This is a genomic window from Corallococcus sp. CA054B, assembly GCF_003611625.1.
Lineage (GTDB): Bacteria > Myxococcota > Myxococcia > Myxococcales > Myxococcaceae > Corallococcus > Corallococcus coralloides.
The window spans coordinates 1-19,203 of sequence record NZ_RAVY01000184.1; the positions used below are offsets into that span (position 1 = coordinate 1).

13 protein-coding genes are annotated in these 19,203 nt (G+C 71.7%); 6 read left to right on the forward strand and 7 right to left on the reverse strand.

Features of this window, described 5'->3' with window-relative positions:
• The 4 genes from D7V80_RS32265 to D7V80_RS32280 all read right to left on the reverse strand — a co-directional run.
• The coding region (locus tag D7V80_RS32265; protein ID WP_199738909.1) for a hypothetical protein at window positions 1–716 on the reverse strand (716 nt) is incomplete at its 3' end.
• Between the two features lie 10 nt (window positions 717–726).
• A complete protein-coding gene (locus tag D7V80_RS32270) occupies window positions 727–1,884 on the reverse strand; it encodes an amidohydrolase family protein (protein ID WP_120591774.1) in 1,158 nt (385 codons plus the stop codon).
• Window positions 1,885–1,887: 3 nt separating this feature from the next.
• The gene (locus D7V80_RS32275; protein ID WP_147447280.1) at window positions 1,888–3,840 is read right to left on the reverse strand and encodes a radical SAM protein; all 1,953 of its coding nucleotides are present in this window, start codon (window positions 3,838–3,840) and stop codon (window positions 1,888–1,890) included.
• A gap of 3 nt (window positions 3,841–3,843) precedes the next feature.
• Window positions 3,844–6,036, reverse strand: coding sequence for a TOMM precursor leader peptide-binding protein (locus D7V80_RS32280; protein ID WP_120591776.1), 2,193 nt, complete (start codon window positions 6,034–6,036; stop codon window positions 3,844–3,846).
• 95 nt (window positions 6,037–6,131) lie between these two features.
• Here D7V80_RS32280 and D7V80_RS32285 point away from each other — a divergent pair, with 95 nt between their 5' ends.
• Window positions 6,132–7,805, forward strand: coding sequence for a protease pro-enzyme activation domain-containing protein (locus D7V80_RS32285; RefSeq protein WP_120591777.1), 1,674 nt, complete (start codon window positions 6,132–6,134; stop codon window positions 7,803–7,805).
• Window positions 7,806–7,887: 82 nt separating this feature from the next.
• Here the strand turns inward: D7V80_RS32285 and D7V80_RS43725 are convergent, their stop codons facing one another.
• Together D7V80_RS43725 and D7V80_RS32295 are read right to left on the reverse strand one after the other, a co-directional pair.
• On the reverse strand, window positions 7,888–10,437 hold the full coding sequence (locus D7V80_RS43725) for a response regulator (protein WP_158616736.1): 2,550 nt from the start codon (window positions 10,435–10,437) through the stop codon (window positions 7,888–7,890).
• Window positions 10,434–11,204: an ATP-binding protein gene (locus D7V80_RS32295; RefSeq protein WP_158616737.1), complete on the reverse strand. Its 771-nt coding sequence runs from the start codon at window positions 11,202–11,204 to the stop codon at window positions 10,434–10,436. The genes D7V80_RS43725 and D7V80_RS32295 overlap by 4 nt, the downstream gene beginning before the upstream one ends.
• A 230-nt stretch (window positions 11,205–11,434) precedes the next feature.
• On the opposite strand from D7V80_RS32295, the gene D7V80_RS32300 reads away from it, so the two are divergent.
• Both D7V80_RS32300 and D7V80_RS32305 read left to right on the forward strand, forming a co-directional pair.
• Window positions 11,435–11,866 carry a response regulator gene (locus D7V80_RS32300; protein WP_120591780.1) on the forward strand — a complete coding sequence of 144 codons (432 nt, stop codon included), beginning with the start codon at window positions 11,435–11,437 and terminating at the stop codon, window positions 11,864–11,866.
• A gap of 1 nt (window position 11,867) precedes the next feature.
• Window positions 11,868–14,282: a PAS domain-containing sensor histidine kinase gene (locus tag D7V80_RS32305; protein WP_120591781.1), complete on the forward strand. Its 2,415-nt coding sequence runs from the start codon at window positions 11,868–11,870 to the stop codon at window positions 14,280–14,282.
• A 63-nt stretch (window positions 14,283–14,345) separates the two neighbouring features.
• On the opposite strand, the gene D7V80_RS32310 is transcribed toward D7V80_RS32305, so the two are convergent.
• Entirely contained in the window at window positions 14,346–15,935 is a 1,590-nt protein-coding gene (locus D7V80_RS32310) for an MBL fold metallo-hydrolase (protein WP_120591782.1), read from the reverse strand.
• Window positions 15,936–16,290: 355 nt separating this feature from the next.
• On the opposite strand from D7V80_RS32310, the gene D7V80_RS32315 reads away from it, so the two are divergent.
• From D7V80_RS32315 to D7V80_RS32325, 3 genes are all read left to right on the forward strand, one after another.
• Entirely contained in the window at window positions 16,291–17,340 is a 1,050-nt protein-coding gene (locus tag D7V80_RS32315) for a hypothetical protein (RefSeq protein WP_120591783.1), read from the forward strand.
• A complete protein-coding gene (locus D7V80_RS32320) occupies window positions 17,322–18,596 on the forward strand; it encodes a hypothetical protein (protein ID WP_120591784.1) in 1,275 nt (424 codons plus the stop codon). Before D7V80_RS32315 ends, D7V80_RS32320 begins: the two co-directional genes overlap by 19 nt.
• Window positions 18,593–19,203: isoprenylcysteine carboxylmethyltransferase family protein (locus D7V80_RS32325; protein ID WP_147447281.1), on the forward strand; the 611-nt coding region annotated here is incomplete at its 3' end. The genes D7V80_RS32320 and D7V80_RS32325, both read left to right, overlap by 4 nt.

Sequence of the window (19,203 nt, forward strand, 5' to 3'; positions counted from 1 at the left end):
GGGTTGGGCAGCTCTCCCCGGAAGCGGTAGGTGGCCCCCGCGCGCGTCTGGTGGCCCCAGCCGCGTGAGCGCAGGTGGAAGAGCAGGTCGTGCGGCTCCCACTGCTTGAGCGCCGTCTGCGTCTCCTCCGACGCCGGCACGTCCAGGCCGTTGGGGACCAGGATGCCCGTCTCCGCCAGCAGGCGCACCAGCTCGCGCAGCGTGAAGGACTCGATGCCGGTGTTGAACTGGTTGAGCCGCGCCAGCAGCGTGGGGCGGGCCATGTCGAAGAGCAGCGACACCACGCGCCGATCATGCAGCGCCGCGGTGGCGTGCACCGTGGGGCAGTCCAGCACCGCGCGGCCCTCCGCCATGCGCGTGTGCGCGAAGCGCGACAGTTGCAGGGGCTGGGACGCGTCGAACGTCGCGCGGTGGCGCAGGAAGGACGCGGACGCGGGCGTGAGCGTCAGGAGCAGGTTGCCGCGCTCCTCCACCGTCCACGACAGCAGGCCGCCGTCTCCCGCCAGGTCCAGCCAGTACCACGCGAGCGTCGTGTCCGAGCCCGCGGCGGCCGGCACCTCCGTCTCGTGGATGCCTCCGTCCGCGAGCGACTCGAAGACGGCGCGCACACCGGGGGCCAGCGGGCCCAACCGCAGTGAGCGGCCAGGACCCTCCACGCGCGCGTCCTCCGCGTCGGGGCAACGCAGCGCCACACCTTCGGCGAGCGACAATCTCATTCGTGCGGCCTCACGGTCCCACACCGTAGAACCGAGTCGGGTTTTCCCAGAGAACCTTTCGTAGACGACTTTCGGTCATCACGTCACGCAAGGACAGCATCGCACCCAGCACATCCTCGCCGTGGTCGAGATGCGGGAAGTCGCTTCCGAATACCAATCGGTCCTCCGGGAGGTGTCGCACCACGTCAGACAGGTACGGCTCGTCCGGTTCCACGGAAACGAAGCAGTGCTGGCGCAGGTACGCTGAAGGGAGCTGTCGGATGGTGGCGGAGACCTCTGCACCCACAGCGCGATATTCCTCATCCAAACGCCACGCCCAGTACGGGAGCCACCCGCAGCCGGCCTCCATGGCGCCAATGCGCAGGGCCGGGTGCCGCTCCAGCACGCCCCCCTGGAGGAGCGCGAGCAGCCCCATCATCAGCTCCATGGGGTGGGCGCACACGTGGTTGGCGAAGCGGGTGTCGAAGCGGTCCGCGCCCGCGGACGGCACGTAGACGTGGCCGCTGCCGTGGAGCACGACCGCGAGTGAGAGCTTCTCGCACTCGGACCAGAAGGGCTCGTAGGCGGCGTCCGACAGCAGGCGTCCGCCGATGGGGTTGGGGCGTACCATGACGGCGCGCCAGCCGAAGCCCGCGACGCGGCGGACCTCCGCGACCATGGCCTCCGGCTGGTGCCGGCTGATGAGCCCCACGCCGCGCAGGCGCTCCGGCTGGTGCGCGCAGAACCCGCGCAGCCAGGTGTTGTAGACGGACGCGAAGGCCGTGGCGACGCGGGGCTCCAGGGGGGAGAAGCCCTCCAGGAGCAGCGCGTAGGTGGGGAAGAGCGCCGCCATATCCACGCCGTCGCGATCCATCTGGGCCAGGTACACGTCTGGCCGCTGCAGCAGCTCATTGCGCCCCAGTTGCGCGTAGGAGCGCTCGGAGAACGCCAGCCAGGCCTTCTCCGGCATGTGGTTCCACAGCGGCTTGCCGTCCACCTCCGGCAGGGGCAGCACGGGCAAGAGGCCCTGGGGACCCAGGCGCTCCAGGCGCTCCTCCAGCGTCTCGTCCGGGAGGCGCCCGGGGCGGGGCGCGTGCCGGCGCAGGCCGGGCTCCAGCTGCTCCGCCCACAGGCTCAGCGGCTCCAGGACGTGCCGGTCCGCGTCGAAGATGTGAAGGCCGTCCCGCATGCGTCAGGGTCCCCAGCTCGCGAGCTCGTCGCGCACGTCCTTGAGCAGTGCTTCCAGCAGGCCGGTGCGGCGCGCCTGGGTGCGCAGGGCCTGCTCTTCCTCGACCTCCAACGTGCCCGGATGGCCACCGCGCGCCGCCACCTCACGGTCGCACAATTCGCGCAGGAATTCGTGGTGCTGCGGCTGGAGCGCCTGGAAGCCTTCGCCCCAGCGAGCGACGAAGTCCACCAGCACGTCGCGTGAAGCCTCCGGCACGTCGCGGCGGTCCGGCAGGTCGCGGCTCAGGCGCACGAAGAGGTCCGGGAACACGTCGCGCATCGCGGTGGCGAAGCCCGGCGGGACGTAGACGGGCTGTGTGTCCGGCACGAGGTCACCCTGGCGCTCGGCGGCCAGCACCGCGTCGAAGTCCGTGAAGAGGCGCTCATGGCGGCGGCGCTCGTTCTGGTTGCGCGCGAGGAAGAACACCGCGCGCGGCAGCATCGCCGGGGCGGTGCGGCGCACCTGGGCGAGCGTGTCTCCCAGGGCGTGGCGCTCGGACGGCGCCAGGGCCCAGGCGGCGGTGGCTTCGCGCAGGAAGCGGTCGGTGACGGCCTCCGGCCAGTGGGGCTCCTCCACCTGGGGCGGGCGCTGGATGCCGGCGATGAAGCCGCGGATGCGCTCGCAGGCGGCGTCCCAGGTGGACAGCCGCTCCACCAGGTCGCGGAAGCCTTCGAGCAGCTGGGGCCGCGTCATGCCCAGGGGCATCACGTTGAGCACGATGGCGCCCCGGTCCTTCGCGTGCGCCCTGCGGGGCGTGGCCAGCCGGCCTTCCGCGCGCAGCCGCGTCCACAGCTTCGTGCCGCGCGGGGCCTGGAGGGGCGCCACCACCACCCAGGGCAGGTGCGTGCGCTGGATGTTCGCGTGCAGCGAGTCGAAGACCGCGGGCGTGTCGTGATCGAACCCGACGATGAAGCTGCCCCGGGGCCCGATGCCGTGCGCCTGGATGCGCAAGAGGTCGCCCACGAGGTCCGCGCGCACGTTCTGGTGCTTCTGCGCTTCCTTGAGCGCGCCGGTGTCGAAGGACTCGATGCCCAGGACGACGGTGTAGAAGTTGGCGTCCGCCATGCCTTCCAGGAGCGCGGCGTCGCGGCTCAGGTTCATCGTCACCTGGGTGAAGAAGCGCAGCGGACGGGGCAGGGCGCGGTTGAGGGGCACCAGCCCCGCGAGCACCTCCTTCGCGTACGCCGCGTCGCCGATGAACTCGTCGTCCGCGAAGAAGACGCCCTCGGCTCCGAGCGCCGCGTGGGCGCGCACCTCGTCCAGCACGCGCTCCACCGGCTTGTGCCGCTGCTTGCGGCCGTACAGGTAGATGACGTCGCAGAAGGAGCAGTCGAACGGACAGCCGCGCGTGGTCTGCACGGAGCCCCACGCGTAGCGCGGGAGGTCCGCCGCGATGGCGTCCCAGCGGGGCAGGGGGCTCTCGCTCAGCGACGGCTTGTCCAGCTGACGGTACTCGGGCGCGTACTCGCCCGCGAGCCAGTCCGCGAGGAAGCGCGGCCAGGTGCGCTCCGCCTCGTTGACGAAGAGGGCGTCGAAGAAGCCCCGGTAGTCCTCTGGCGCGGCGGAGATGGCGGGGCCGCCCGCGACCACGGTGGCGCCCCGGTCGCGGAAGTGGCCGCCCAGGAAGCGCGCCTGGTAGGTGAGGGCGGAGTACATCACCGACACGCCGACGATGTCGTAGTCCGGCAGCTCCGTGTCCGCGCGCAGCTGGCCGTGCAGCTCCTCGTCCCAGATGTCCACGGTGAAGGCGTCCGGCGTGAGCGCCGCGAGCGTCGCGCAGGCCAGCGGCGTCATCGTCGCGCGCTTCACCAGGCCTCGCTCCGGGTCGAAGTCCTCCGTCTCGCGGTCCACGTGGCGCCGGTCGGGGCCGCACTGGACCAGGAGGATGCGAGGCTTGGGGGCAGGAGGCGGCGCCATCACTCAGAAGTAGAAGGGCACGGGGTTGAGCTGCGCTTCGGTCTTCGGGGCCTTCAGCCACCCCATCCGCACGGGGACGTCATACAGCCGTCCGGGGCCCAACCTCTGCCAGAAGTGGCGCAGCCCCGGGACGATGACCTTCACCGCGGATACGCCCACGTCGGGCCGTGATTGCTCCACCACCAGCGTCTCCAGGCCCACGCTCGCGGCCCGCGCCACGCACTCGCGCACGTCGTCCCGCAGGTCGCTGTGTCCCACGTGGGGGAAGTCGGCGCGGACGCGAGCAGGGACCAGGTCGTTGGGGAAGAGCCAGCTGACGTCGCCGTGCGCGCTGGCGTCCCAGGGCGACGGCGACAGGTCCTTCGGGTCGTAGCACTGGGCCACTTCCGTGAGCGCGCGCTGCACGGCGAGCTTCGCGTCGAAGTGGCAGCCGCACCCGGCCCAGGCCCGGCCGCGCTCCGGTGACCACACGAGCGCGGCGAACACCGGGATGCCCAGGTCGTGCGTGAGGTCCAACACCGACAGCTGGAGGCCGAGCGACTGGTAGTGCGCGCTCACGGACGCGAACCACGGCTCGTCGAACGAGCGCAGGTCCACGCGCGGACGGCGCAGGCGGTTGTACCACCAGAGCGCCACCGCATCGCGCTCCACCAGCTCCAGGAAGCCCTGGAGGATGGCCTCCTCCACGCAGTTGCCCGCGGCGTTCCCGTTGGAGTTGAAGAAGCAGAACGGGCCGTCTCCAGACGGGGGCGGGGGCGCGAAGAGGTACGCGAACGCCGTGGGCACGTACTTGTGGACCCCGTGCGTGAGCGAATACGCGGGGCTCCAGTCCATGGGTTGATCCGCGTACGGACGGGGCACCGCGGTGCGCATGTCGCGGCTCGCGCTTTCGGGCCGGGCCTGGAACTGCGCGGCGCTGAAGTGCTGGAGCGCGTCCGGGTGCACGGCCTGCGCGCCCAGCTGGGACGCCGTGGCGTGGACGCGGGGCTCGTCGCCCTGGAACACCGCGCTGTAGCGCTCCAGGGCTTCACACAGCGCGCCCGCGCGGGCCTGGGCCTCCGTGCGGCCCTTGCCGCTGGCCACTCGGTGGAAGTCGTCGGAGGCCGGCGCGTCCGTCCACGGGCACACGCGGAAGACGGCGGACTGGATGTGGCCCAGCGGCGCGTCTCCCGGCACCGCGCGCAGGTCGCTCACCACGCCCGTCACCGGGCTGATGAGGTGGCGGTGGCGCTCCCAGGTCTGCTCGGGCGTGAGGATGCGGTGGCCGCCGTCGTCGGTGAAGCGCTTGGAGCGCGAGGCCAGCTCCAGGGGCCTCTTCGCGCGCGCCTCCATCCAGTGCGGGTCGCCGCAATCCGGGCACTGCGGACGCCGCGCCACCGCGTGCGATTCCAGCTTCCAGCTGGCGAAGTCCAGCGTCCACAGCCGCGTCTGTCCCGGGACGCCGGGGCCGTCCACCACCCAGCGGGCCACGAGCGTCGCCGCGAAGGACAGCCCCGCCTTCGCGGTGGTGGGCAGGCCCGTGCGCGGCGGGCGGATGGCGCGCGGCGGGGTGCCCTTGCGCGCGAGGTACTTCTCGATGGGGCGGTTGTCCAGCAGCCGCGCCGTGAGACACGTCCAGCAGGCGCGCTCGCCGGTGCCCACCACCGGGCCCGCGTGGCACGCGGTGCCGGACACCTTCAGCGGGAGGAACGCGGCGCCCGCGCTCCGGGCCTCTTCCACGAGCGCGAGTGCTTCCTGCGACAGGTAGTCGTCCACCAGCAGCACGCGGCGGTCGGCGTCCTCGCGCACGTCCAGGCCGGTGTCGCGCAGCGCCTCCGCCAGCCCTTCGACATCCTCGCCGTCCACCGCGTGCACGGAGACGGACACGTCCAGCAGCCGCCCGGCCGCGGTGGCCGCGCCCACGCCCAATGACTCCCAGAAGCCGGCGACGCTGGCGTCGAAGACGTCGTGCGCTTCTTCCACGTGCCCGCGCTCCTCCAGGAGCGACAGCGCGTAGAGCACCTCCGGCGCGGAGGCCCGTCCCGCCAGCGCGGCGATGACGTTCTCCACGGTGCGCTCGCCATCCAGCAGGGGCACGATGCTCGCGTGCAGCTCCCCCTCCAGCAGGAACTGGGCGCGCTCCCCGACGAGGAACACGCGCCGCGCGTCGAGCACCTCGGCGCGCAGGTGGGGCTTGATGCGGAGGACTCGGTCCATGGGCAGGCGGGCGAGCCTAACCGGGGCCCGCGCTCGTGGATACGATCCGGCCCCGGCTTCCGGGAGCCCGGACCCTGCGTGGTAGAACGCCACGCATGGCCCGCATCCCCCTGACGCAGAGCGCGCGTGTGTCCCCGGCGTCCCTCCACCCCCCGCTCCGGAGCCGCTCCGCCACCGGCACGGTGGAGGTCACCCTGTTGCTGCGTCACGGGGCGCCGCTGCCCACGGTGGAGGAGCTGTGCGCGAACCCGCCGCGCCGCCCGCTCACCCACGACGAGTTCGAGGCGAAGTACGGCACGAACCCGAAGCACCTCGCCGCCGTGCGGCGCTTCGCGAAGAGCCATGGCCTCACCATCACCTCGGAGCGGCGCGACCTGGGCTCCGTCGTGCTCCAGGGCTCCACGGCCGCGGTGCGCAAGGCCTTCGAGGTGGACCTGCGCCGCTTCACCCACGGGAAGACCTCCTACCTGACGCACACGAAGCCGGTGACCCTGCCGCGCGCGCTGCAAGGCGTGGCGGAGTGGGTCCTGGGGCTGGACACGCGGCCGCTCGTCACCCACAACTCGGCGGCCCTGCCCATCTCCCGGGAGCAGGCCCAGCAGGCCGGGCTGCGCTCGTACACGGCGCCCCAGGTGGCGAACCTCTACCGCTACCCCCGCAACCAGGGCGAGGGCCAGTGCGTGGGCATCATTGAACTGGCGGGTGGCTACAAGCAGTCGGACCTGGATGCCTACCTGAAGTCCGTGGGGGTGGAGCGCACGGCGCCGGTGGTGAACGTGGGGCCGAACAAGGCGGGCCTCCTCAACACCGCCTCCAACGCGGAGGTCACCATGGACGTGGAGCTGGTGGCCTCCGTGTGTCCCGCCGCGCGCGTCGTCGTCTACAACGCGGCGTCCAGGGACTACTCGCTGCGCGACTACTACAGCGTCCTGGCGGAGGCCATCAGCGACCGGCAGAACCTGCCGTCGGTGCTGACCACCAGCTGGTCCTTCTACGAAGGGTCGCTCATCCAGCAGGGCGAGGAGCTGGCCTTCGAGCGGCTCTTCATCAAGGCGGCGCTCCTGGGCATCACCGTGTGCGCCGCGTCCGGTGACCTGGGGTCGCAGGTGCCGGTGAATGCCCGCTCACCCACGGGCGCCATCACCCTGGCCGCGACGAGCTACCCCGCGGCGAGCGCGCTGGTGCTGGGCTGCGGCGGCACCACGCTGGAAGCGGTGGGAGACGTCCTCCACCACGAGCGCGTGTGGAACCGCCTGGGCGAGGCGATGTCCATGGGCCCCAGCGCCACGGCCGCGGGCGCGAGCAGCGGCGGCGTCAGCACCATGAACGCGCTGCCGCTGTACCAGCAGGGCATGGGCGTGCCGGACCTGGTGAAGTCGTCGTGGAAGAACGGCGTGTTCGAAGTGTCCCGGAGCACCGGCCGGGGCGTGCCGGACGTCGCGGCGAACGCGGACCTGCACACCGGCTATCAAATCGTCTTCAAGGGCCAGCAGGGCGTGGCCGCGGGCACGAGCGCCGCGGCCCCCATGTGGGCCGCGCTCATCGTCCGCCTCAACGAGGCGCTGGGGGCGCGCGTGGGGTTCCTCCATCCCCGGCTGTACGCGCTCGTCACCGAGGGACAGCCCGTCGTCCGTCGCATCACCCACGGCGGCAACGGCGCGTACTTCGCCAGCGACGCGACGCTGTGGAACGCGTGCACGGGGCTGGGCACGCCGGACGGCGAGGCGCTGCTCACGGGCCTGCGCAGGCTCCAGCGCCGCAAGCACTGAGGGCCCACTCCCCCATGTCGCGGGAGCGTTGGGCCTGTCCGCGGTGCTGAGCGCATGCGGCCTGCTGTTCCTGTACGTGCGGTCACGGCGCCTGGCGGACGGCCTGGAGCTGTGAGTCCACCTGAGGGTGCCGCCCGGTGAGCGAGGCCAGGACGATGATCAGCTCCGCCGGCTCGATGGGCTTGGGCACGTGCATCTGGAAGCCCGCGAGCAGCGCCCGGGTGCGGTCCTCCATCCGCGCGAAGGCGGTGAGCGCGATGGCCGGCGTCTGGCTTCCCTGCTCCAGTGGCAGGGCGCGCAGCCTGCGGATGAAGGAATAGCCGTCCTCTCCCGGCATGCCGATGTCGGAGATGATGACGTGAGGGCGGTGGAGCTGGTGCTTCTCCAGCGCCTGGCGGGTGCTGGAGGCCGTGAAGACCTGGGCCCCGCGGCTCTCCAGCACCACGGCGAGCAGCTCGAGCGCGTCTGGCTCGTCGTCCACCACCAGCACCTGCAGGCCCTTCAGCACTCCTGAATCGAGCGAGGGCACTTCCTGGCGCGCCTGGACCTGGACGAGGGGCGCGCTTCCCCGCGACGAGGCCGCGGTCGCCAGCGGCAGCGTCAACCGGAAGAGGGCGCCATGTCCCTCGCCCTGGCTCGTCGCCTCGATGGTGCCCCCGTGCAGCTCCGTGAGGTGCCGCACGATGGCCAGCCCCAGCCCCAGCCCGCCATGCTTCCGGGTGGAGCTCCCGTCCACCTGCCAGAAGCGCTCGAAGATCTGGCCCAGGTAGGCCCGGGGGATGCCCTGGCCGGTGTCCTGGACCTCGATGACGACGTGGCCCTCCACCCACCGCAGGCGCACGGTGACCTGGCCGCCCCGGGGCGTGAACTTGATGGCGTTGGAGAGCAGGTTCCAGACCACCTGCTGCAGCCGGTCCGCGTCGCCGTGGATGGAGCCGGAGCCCGGCGGCAGCTCGGCGCAGAGCGTGACGCCCTTCGCCTCGGCGGCGTGCCGCACCGAGTCCAGCGCCGCCTCGATGAACATGCCGGGGACCACCGGACGGATCTCCAGCCGCATCTTGCCGGTGATGATCCGCGACACGTCGAGGAGGTCCTCGATGAGCTGCGTCTGCACCTGCGTGTTGCGCTCCACCGCCTCCAGGGCCCGGGCGGCCTTCTCCGGGCCCAGCTGCCCCGAGCGCAGCATCCGCGTCCAGCCCACCATCGCCATCAGCGGGGTGCGCAGCTCGTGGGAGACCGCGGCCAGGAATTCGTCCTTGGCGCGGTTGGCCTGCTCGGCGCCCAGGTGCTCGGCCTTGGCCATCTCGAACAGCCGGGCGTTGTCGATGGCGATCTCCGCCCGCCGCGCCAGCTCCTGCACCAGCTCCATGTCCCGCGCGCCGTAGCGGCGGCCGGACGGGAGGGCGCACACCATCAGCGCCCCGAAGACGCGCCGCTGCGCCCACAGCGGGACGATGATCCACGACCCCGGGCGGATCCGCGCGTCGTCGCCCGCGGGGCCCAGGGCTTCATGGAGGACGGCGTCGGTGAGCTCGGGCACCAGCTCCGGCACGCCCGTGCGCAGCACCCGCGCGACGCCGTGGCTGGCGGTGGCGGACGGATTGAAGGCGCGGTGCTGCTCGCGCAGCAGGGGCACCCGTGAAGCATCCACGTGGGCCACCATCGCCTGGCGCACGGGGCCGTCGTCGTCCTGGAGGTAGACCGCGCACCAGTCGCCCAGCCTCGGGAGGATCAGCGCGGAGAGCCGCTCGAGCGTGACGGACATCTCCAGCGAGGCGGTGAGCATGGTGCTCGCCTCCGCCAGGAAGCTCAGTGTCTCCGCCGCGCGCTTCTGATCATCGATGTCGGTGCAGGTGCCCAGCCACTGGAGGATGCGGCCGTGCGCGTTGCGCAGCGGCAGGGCCTGGATGAGGTGCCAGCGCCAGGCGCCGTCCGCGTGGCGCCGGATGCGGCCCTCGCACTCGAAAGCCCCTCCCGCCAGCCGGCTCTCACTCCACCGGTCCAGGCAGCCCATCACGTCATCGGCATGGAGGACGTCCCGGGGGAGCAGGGGGGGCGCGCTCCCGCGCTCCTCCGACGCGGGCCTGGCCGGCAGGCCGGTGTAGTCGTACCAGCGCTGGTTGAAGTAGTCCGGGCGGCCGTCCGGGCCCGCTGTCCAGACGATCTGCGGCAGGGCCTCCGCGAGCGCCCGGTGCCGCTGCTCCGCCAGGTGCAGCCTCATGGCCTGGCGCAGGCTCTGCTCCAGCCGCTCCGCGGACAACCGGCTCTTGGCGATGTAGTCGGACGCGCCCGCCTTCATCAGCTCGACGGCCGTCTGCTCGCTGCCCTGGCCCGTGAGGACGACGATGGGGGAGCGCGAGCCGCGGCTGCCCATCTCGCACAGCACCCAGAACCCGTCCTCCCCTGGCAGGAAGAAGTCCAGGAGGATGACGTCGAAGGACCGCGCCTTCAGGTGCTCCAGGGCCTCGCTTCCGCTCGCGGCCTCCACCACGTCCACCGCGAGCCCGGTCGTGCCGAGGAGACGCTGGACCAGGAGCCGGTCGACCTCGTCGTCATCGACGAGCAGCAGCCGGAGACGCTCGGTCAGGGGGGGGACCTCCACGGGGGAAGTCGAGGCAGGGGTTTCACTCACGTGAGGCGTTCCTCGGACCCGGGCCAGGTGAAATGGAAGGTGGCGCCCGCGCCTTCGGCCGACTCGACCCAGGTCCGGCCGCCGCGACTCTCCACGAGCTTCTTGACGACGCACAGGCCCATGCCGGCGCCCTCGACCTTGTCGCGCGACACGAGCGTCTGGAACGGACTCCAGATCTTCTCGTGGTAGCGGGAGGAGATTCCCTGGCCGTCATCCGCGACGGAGAAGTGATGGAAGGCGGGGGTGGCCTCCACCTCCACGCGGATCCGCACGTCCTCGCGGCCCGCGTGCTTCAGGGCGTTGGAGAGCAGGTGCTGGAAGACCTGCTGGAGCGCGGGGCGCTCCGTGACGAGCACCGGCATCCCGGGACCCACTTCCAGCCGCGCGGAGGGCCCGGGGGCCAGCCGCTCCAGCGCTTCGTGGATCAGCCGGTCCACCGGCATGGGCTCGGGCTGGTGGCGGGCACGGCCTGCCCGGCTGTAGTCCAGCAGGCCATCCAGCATGGTCTCCATCCGCTGCACGCGTCCGCGCAAGAGCTCCATCTGCCTGCGCGCCCCCGGAGACAACCGCGGCCCCAGGTCCTCCTCCAGCCACTGGGACAGGTTGGAGATGCCCCGCAGGGGGGCCCGGAGGTCGTGACTGGCCACGTAGGTGAACTGGTCCAGTTCGACACTGTTCTGGCGCAGGGCCTTGCGCAGGCCCTGGAGCTCCTCGAGGAGCTCTTCCTTCGTCTTCTGGGAGTCATCCATGGGAGGGGGAAGGCGCACGAGGCCTATCGCCATACCGTCCCCGCGCGAGGGCCCTCAACCCATGGGCGCGAAGTGAAGGATGGTCGACACTCTCCAGGCGCCTTCCCGAGCAGGCATGCGAAGAGTCGCGTCAGGAAGCAGACAGTTGCCCGAACGTGCCTGATATCCGCACGGAAGCGAACGCTAGATGCCTGCGTGCTCGGGCTCCTCTTGGGTCTGGACGCCGCGCAGGCTCGAAAGGCTCGGAAATGACCACCGCCACCTCCGGTGACAGGACGCTGCACATCCTGCTGATTGAAGACGACGAAGTGGACGTGATGAATGTCCGCCGCGCCTTCCAGAAGAACCACATCGCCAACCCGCTCTACGTCGCCAGCAACGGGCTGGAGGGGCTGGAGATGCTGCGCAACGGCGCGGTGCCAGAGGGGCGCCGGCTGGTGCTGCTGGACTTGAACCTCCCGAAGATGAACGGCATCGAGTTCCTGCGCGTGCTGCGCGCGGATCCGGAGCTGCGGACGGTCTCCGTGGTGGTGCTCACCACGTCCGCGGATGAGCGGGACAAGATCGACGCGTACAACCTGAACGTCGCCGGCTACCTGCTCAAGCCCGTCACCTTCATCAACTTCGTGGAGGTCATGGCCACGCTCAACAAGTACTGGACCCTCGTGGAGATGCCCTGACATGACCGTGCAGTGGAAGCCAGCAACCGACGCAGCGGCCCAGGTCTTCCCAGATGGCGGCGAGGTCGGCGCGCTGTACCGGGCGAAGGACTGGAGCACGCACCCGCTGGGCCCCGTGGACACCTGGCCCCAGAGCCTCAAGACGGCGGTGAGCATGGTGCTGGGCTCCCAGTTCCCGCTCATCGTCCTGTGGGGGCCGGAACTCTACCAGTTCTACAACGACGGGTACCGGCTGCTCATGGGCGCCAAGCACCCCGGGGGCCTGGGGCAGGGCAACAAGGAGTGCTGGCCGGAGGTGTGGCACATCAACGAGACCATCTACCCGCGCATCTTCAACGGGGAGACGGTCAACTTCGAGGAGCGGATGTATCCGCTCGCGCCGCACGGCTACCCCGAGGAGTTCTACCTCACGCTCTGCTACAGCCCGGTCCGCGACGAGACGGGCGCCGTGGGCGGCGTCTTCGTCTCCGTCTTCGACGTGACCCGCGAGGTCCGGGCGCGCACCGAGCGCGACCGTGCGCTGGCGGAGGCGCGGGCGGAGCGCGAGCGCCTGTATGAGGTCTTCATGCAGGCCCCGGCCAGCATCGCCGTGCTGGAGGGGCCCGAGCACCGCTTCACCGTCTCCAACCCGCTGTACCAGCAGCTGACAGGCAACCGGGACCTGATCGGCAAGCCCCTGCGCGAGGCCCTGCCCGAGATCGCGGATCAGGGCTTCCTGCAGCTGCTGGACAACGTGAGGTCCACCGGCAAGCCCTACATCGCGCACGACGCACTGGTCCGCCTGGACCGCAAGGGCACCGGGGCGATGGAGGACGTCTACGTGGACTTCGTCTACCAGCCGCTCAAGGACGCGAGCGGGAGCGTGTTCGGCATCATGGCGCACGCGGTGGAGACCACGGAGCAGGTGCTGGCGCGCAGGAGCATCGAAGCGTTGGCGGCCGAGCGCGTCGCGATGCTGGGCCACATCGCCGACGCGGTGATCACCTTCGACACCGCGGGCCGCGTCAGCTTCATCAACGAGATGGCCCGGACGCTCTACCCGGGCCTGTGCGTGGGCGAGCCCTTCGCCGCCCAGGGCTTCCGGCAGGAGCGGGTCGACGGCACGCCGCTCTCCGCCGACGAGCTGCCCCCGGCGCGGGCGGGGCGGGGGGAGCGCGTCCTCAACGAGGTGTGGAGCATCTCCACGTCCGACGGCCACAGGCTGCGCGTCCAGGGCAGCGCCGTCCCGGTGTACACCGACACCCGCGTCCATCTGGGCGTGGTGCTCACCGTGCGTGACATCACCCAGCAGCACCGCCTGGAGCAGCAGCTGGAGCTGGAGCGCAACCGGCTGACCCAGGTCTTCATGCAGGCCCCCGCCTCCATCATGGTGGCCCGCGGGCCCCAGCACGTCATCCAGGTGGTCAACCCGGGCTACGATCAGATGACGGGCAACCGCCCCCTGGTGGGGAAGACCATCCCGGACGCGTTCCCGGACCTGGCGGGCCAGGGCCTCTTCGAGCTCTACGACCAGGTGTACGCCACGAAGCAGCCCTTCGTCGGGAACGAGGTGCCCGTGCGGGTCGCGCGCTTCGGCCGGGTGGACGACGCGTACTTCAACTTCGTCTACCAGCCGCTCATCGACGAGGACGGGGAGGCCTTCGGCGTCATGACCCATGCGGTGGAGGTCACCGACATGGTGCGCTCCCGCCAGCAGGCGGAGGAGCGGACGCGGGAGTTGGTGCGGCTCACCCAGGCGCTGGAGCAGTCCAACCGCGAGCTGGATCAGTTCGCCTACGTGGCCTCGCACGACCTCAAGGCGCCGCTGCGCGGCATCGCCAACCTGGCGGAGTGGCTCAAGGAGGAGCTGGGCTCCAACCTCACCAGCGAGGCGCGCGAGTTCATCACGCTCCTGCACGGCCGCGTGCACCGCATGGAGGCGCTCATCGACGGCATCCTCACCTATTCCCGCGCGGGCAAGCTGAGCGATCCGGCCGCCGTGGACACGGGCGCCCTGCTCAAGGAGGTGGTGGAGCTGCTGGCCCCGCCGCCCGAGGCGGAGGTGAAGGTGCAGCCGGGCGCGCCCACGGTGAGCGCCGAGCGCGTGAAGCTGCAGCAGGTGTTCCTGAACCTCATCGGGAACGCGCTCAAGTTCACCCGCCTGCACCGGCCGGATCCGCGCATCCAGGTGACGTGGCGGGACGCGGGGGAGCAGTACGAGTTCACCGTCGCGGACAACGGTGCGGGCATCGCCCCGGAGTTCCACGAGCGCATCTGGGGCATCTTCCAGACGCTGGAGAGCCGCGACAAGGTCGAAGGCACCGGCATCGGCCTGTCCGTGGTGCGGAAGATCATCGAGACCCGCGGAGGCCGGGCCTGGGTGGACTCCGTGCCGGGCGGGGGAGCGGCGTTCCGCTTCACCTGGCCCAAGACGTGACGCGCTCTCCCGGGGCGCCCTGCCTTATCCGAGGAGGGGGCGCCACCGGGAGCGGGCGCGCGGCTACTCCAGGATGCGCTCCATGCTCAGGAAGGGCCGGGCGGCGGGGATGCTGCGGCCCTTGCAGACCTCGATGAACTTGTTGGATTCGATCATCTGGGGCGCGGTCTCGTCGTACTGGAGCACCATCACGTGGCGCAGCCAGGGCTCCTGGCCCATGGCGTAGATGAAGACCTCTTTCGGGTTCAGGTGATTGAGGATCTCCGTGGCGCGGGCGCTGTCGGAGCCGTTGAGCCGCCGCGACTGATCCATCTTGCGCGGCAGGGGCTGGCTGAGCAGCGGGCCGTACATCCAGCTCATCGGGCCGCCCTCGCACTCCATGCCCAGGTAGAGCGCGTCCAGCGGGCCCACCAGCTCCGACAGGTGCTGGTACATGCGCGGCTCCAGCGCGTTGGAGTCCGCGGCCATCAGCAGCGAGCGGCCGGCCAGCCGCACCAGGTGCGCCGTCTTCGCCTGCACCGCCAGGTCGCTGTGCTCGCCGATGAAGGGGATGCCCATCAGCGACCCGCCGGGGATCTTGATCTCCTGCAGGTCGTCGATCTCGATGACGTTCTTGAAGCCCGTCTTCTCCAGCACCAGGCGCAGCGACGGGTCCGCCAGCGAGTACGCGTTCGAGCGGGGCACGACGATGGTCCCGATGCGGTGACGCAGCTGCAGCAGCGTCTCCATCATCAGGTGGTCCGCGTGGCCGTGCGTGATGAGGACGTAGTCGATCTTCTCCGGCAGGTCCGCGTGGGTGAAGCGGCGCTGGTCCGTGGGGAACTCGTAGCTGATGACGGGGTCGGTGAGGACGGACACCTCACGCGTCTCCATCAGCACGCACGCGTGGCCGAAGTAGCGCACGCGCACGCCGGAGCCCGTGTACGGCTCGGGCTTGCGCGGGGCGGTCTCCGTGAAGAGGTCCGCGAAGGCCTCCGCGGCGGAGGACGGCACGCCCAGCATCTCCGCCACCTGCCCGGGGCTGCCCGGGGTGTGGCGCATGCGAAAGAGGGCGTCGATGCCCTCGTGCCGGTAGGGCACCTGGAGCCAGAGGGGAGAGTCGCCCTCCAGGCGCGGGGTGCTGAAGACGTACTTGCGCGCGTCACCGGTCACGCGCATCAGCGAGATGCTCTGCGCGGATTCCTTGTAGAGGCTGCTGCGGTAGAGCAGCGGCTCCATGATGCGGGCGTTGGCGCGGTGGGCCAGGTCGTAGTGCAGCTCCACGAAGCCGCGGAGCATGTCCGGCACCTTGGCGTAGAGCGGCTCCAGGGACTCGCCCTTGGAGCTGGCCAAGAGCTGCTCCAGGTCCGACACGGCCTTGGTGTAGGCCAGCATGTCCGCCTGCTCGCGGGTGGTGCGGTCGAGCAGCGCCTTCACCTCGTTCACGCGCGACACGGGGTGGTTGATGAAGGGGCCGCCCATCAGCGCCGGGTTCTGCAGCGCGGCCACGTGCACGTCCGGGTTCGCGACGAACGACTGCATCAGCTTCAGGTGCAGGCGGGAGACGAACAGCGGCGCCGTGGCGGGGGAGATGAGGTACCACCAGACGTACCACTGGTTGAACAGCGGCTCGATGGCGACATCGGGCTTCAGGTACATCGGGCGGTCGAGCATGGAGGTCTCGCGAGGGCGTCCGCCGGAACCTGGGGGCCCGAACGCACGCGGATGGGCCGCCAATGTTGACGATTCCCGGCCTGACTTCAAGGTGCGGACTTCCGGGCTTGCCCCGGAAGACGGAGGGGATTGGCCACGGGTGCGCCCCTGATCATCCAGGGCGCGCTTGAGGCGCGAAAACCCCGACAGGAATCGAACCTGTGGCCGGGCAGGCGCTTGCCGCCTGTGCAGCCGGGTACTCCATCCCGTGTAGCGGGCTGCACACCCGATGGGCGCGCGGGGCGGCGGCCGGGCCCATCCCCTCGGAAGGAGGAGGGCTTCCCGGCTGGCCCTGTTGGTGCATTGCTGACGCTCCATGTGCCGGGAACGCGCCGCCCCCCCTTTTGACGGCCTTCGCGCCGCCCAGCCCAGCGAGCACACCCGCTGGCTGGCGGAGCCCGATGAGCCCGCGCTGCGCGAGCTGCTCCACGCGCGCTACGCCGGGAGCTACTCCTACCGCCTCCTCCATGAGCCTGGAGGGGCCTCGCGGCTCTGGAGGGCCGGCGCGCTGCTCAGCCTGGGGGAGTTCGACGCCCAGGGCACGCTCCTCTGGCACACGGGGCTGTGGTGCAAGCCGGGGCGGGACTCGCTGGACTCGGGGCTCTCCATGGCCCTGCCTCGCCGGCGCACCGCCATGGACCGCTCCGAGCACGAGCGGCTGTGGAGCCACCTCCTGGAGCTGCTCACGGCGCGCGTGGGCTTCCTGCACCAGCAGACGTCCACGCTGCACCTCATGGCGCAGCGCTACGCGTCGCGCTTCATGCGGGCCGTGCCGGTGGGCCTCATCGTCGACTACACCGAAGGGGAGACGCTGGTGGGGGTGGAGGGCTCGGGCCTGCCGATGCAGGCGCTGGCGATGACGACGGTGCTCGCGCCGCCGCCTCCGCGCCGGCGCTTCCTGCCCGCGGGGCCGTGGGGGGAGTGGCTCGCGTCCATCCTCGCCGCCTCGGGCCTGCCGGGGACGGTGGAGCTGACGCCGCTGGAGCGCCGCCCTCGCGCCGGGGGCCTCGTGCCGCGCCCGCTCGACTGGAACGAGTCCCTGCGGCTCGAACGGCGGGAGCTGGTGGGGCCTGCCCGGGAAGGGCAGGGGGCCACGGCGCTCCCGTCCTCGCGGGCGCGCGTGGACCTCATCCACCTGTCCATGGGCGAGCCCCAGCGGGTGGCCGAGGCCACGCCCGTGCTCCTCGCGGCGGGCTACCTGCCGACGGGCCTCCGCCCGCGCCGGGACGCGCCCGACGACATCGTCTTCCAATACCTGCCGGCGCCGGAGCGGGCGCGCGAGGCGGTGGGGCGGGCGCGGCTGGACGGCGAGGCGGCCCGGGCCCTGTGGAGCGGATGGGTGGAGCGATGCGCGCGAACTTCGTAGACACGCTCCTCGCGCGGCTGGACGGCGAGGTGGCCACCATCTGGGCCACGGTGCTGCTGCGCATCGACGCGCGGCCCGACGTGGCGCGGCTGCGCGGGGCCTTGCGCGCCCTGGTGCGCGAGAGCGAGCGCCTCAACGTGGCCTGGGACGACGCGCGCGGTGCGTGGGTGCCCGCGCCGCGCACGGACGAGGCGGTGGACGCGGCCCTGCTGGAAGGCGCCGAGCCGCTGGACGAGCCCGAGGCGGTGACGCGGGTCATCAACACCCGGGTGGACCTCGCGAGGGACGTGCCGCTGCGGCTGCACCTCCACCCCCTGGCCGATGGCGCTCCGGGCCCGTGGCTCTTCGCCCTCCAGCTCCACCACGCGATCGGGGACGCCAAGGCGCTCGCCCACCTGCTGGAGCGGCTCTGGCTGCACTGCGCGGGGCGCGCGTCACAGTCGCCCCCGCTGGGCCCCTCGACGCTGACGGATGGCAAGGTGTTGCTCGCGGCGCTGCGCGGGCCGGGCCGGGTGCTGGGCCTCGTAAGCCCCCGCCGCCGGCTCCTCGCGCGGCGGGGCCTGGGCCTGCGCCGCAGTGGAGACACCGCGGGCCGCTCGTTGATGGCGACGGCGCGCCTGACACTCCCGGCGGGCCGCACGGACGTCCAGGCCTCGGAGGTCTTCTTCGCCGCGCTGCTGGCGGGCGTCGCGCTGCGCGAGCCCACGAAGGACGGGCTCATCCGCCTGCGGGTGCCGGTGGACCTGCGGCGCATGCTGGGGCTGGGGCGGATGCTGGGCAACGGCTGCTCGACGGTGCCGCTGGAGCTTCCCCTGCGGGAGGTCCGCGCCCGGCTGGCGGACGCGCCCGCCCTGGCGGCGCTGGTGCGCGAGGCGCTGCGGCGCGTGCTCGACGAGGGCGTGCACTGGACGACGGCGCTGGAGTGCATGGCGGTGGCGCGGCTCGCCCCGGGGCCCGTGCTGCGGCGCAACGCGCGCCCCGGGCTGGTGGCCGAGCCCCGCACCAACACGCTGGTGGCGACCTACCTGGGGCGGCTCGACAAGCACTTCGTGGACGCGCCCTTCCGCATCCACTCCATGCGCAGCCACACGGCCACCTGGGGCGCGACGGGCCTGGGCTTTGGCGACACGCTCAACATCAACACGGCGACGTTCGAGGGGCTGTGGACCCGGGGCGAGCTGCGCGACTTCACCGAGCAGCTCGCGGGCTGGGCGTCGTCGGGCTTCGGGCTCCCGGCGGAGGTGGTGGGACCATGAAGGGGCTTCGCGACGCGCCCGCGCTCTACCTGGGCTTCATCTCGCTGCACCTGCTGCTGGGGCACCTGGGCGCAAGCCTCGTCTACCGCCTGCGCTTCGGCCGAGGCCCGCTGGCCTACCGGAGCACCGGGGCCGACTCAGCCCACACGCGCCTCACGCGGCGCATCAGCGGCGTCTCGCTGGTGTGGGCTGGCTCGGTGGTGGCGGCGGCGCTCTGGCCGCGCTGGTCCGCGCTGCCCTGGGGCCGACCCCTGCTGGCCCCTCCGCCGGAGGTGGGCTGGGCGCTGGGCGTGCTCGGGCTGGTGGGCATGCTGGCGGCGCAGTACGGCATGGGCGCGGCGTTCCGCATCGGCGTGGACGCGGGGGAGGCCCCGCCCGTGCTGCACGAGCGGGGACTCCACCGCCGCTCGCGCAACCCCATCTACGTCTTCTCCTACCTGTACCTCGTGGGCGCCTCGCTCTGGGCTCCGTCGCTGGTGACGCTCGGGGCGTGCGCGGTGCTGGGGGGGCTGTTCCACGGGCTGGTGCTCCAGGAGGAGCGCTACCTCTCCGCCCGCCTCGGCGAGGCCTACGCGCGCTACCGCCAGCGCGTCCCCCGCTACCTCTG

Coding starts and splice junctions, on each gene's coding strand:
- D7V80_RS32270 (WP_120591774.1), bottom strand. CDS start 1,884: ATGCGGGACGGCCTTCACATCTTCGACGCGGACCGGCACGTCCTGGAG.
- D7V80_RS32275 (WP_147447280.1), bottom strand. CDS start 3,840: ATGGCGCCGCCTCCTGCCCCCAAGCCTCGCATCCTCCTGGTCCAGTGC.
- D7V80_RS32280 (WP_120591776.1), bottom strand. CDS start 6,036: ATGGACCGAGTCCTCCGCATCAAGCCCCACCTGCGCGCCGAGGTGCTC.
- D7V80_RS32285 (WP_120591777.1), top strand. CDS start 6,132: ATGGCCCGCATCCCCCTGACGCAGAGCGCGCGTGTGTCCCCGGCGTCC.
- D7V80_RS32300 (WP_120591780.1), top strand. CDS start 11,435: ATGACCACCGCCACCTCCGGTGACAGGACGCTGCACATCCTGCTGATT.
- D7V80_RS32305 (WP_120591781.1), top strand. CDS start 11,868: ATGACCGTGCAGTGGAAGCCAGCAACCGACGCAGCGGCCCAGGTCTTC.
- D7V80_RS32310 (WP_120591782.1), bottom strand. CDS start 15,935: ATGCTCGACCGCCCGATGTACCTGAAGCCCGATGTCGCCATCGAGCCG.
- D7V80_RS32315 (WP_120591783.1), top strand. CDS start 16,291: ATGTGCCGGGAACGCGCCGCCCCCCCTTTTGACGGCCTTCGCGCCGCC.
- D7V80_RS32320 (WP_120591784.1), top strand. CDS start 17,322: ATGCGCGCGAACTTCGTAGACACGCTCCTCGCGCGGCTGGACGGCGAG.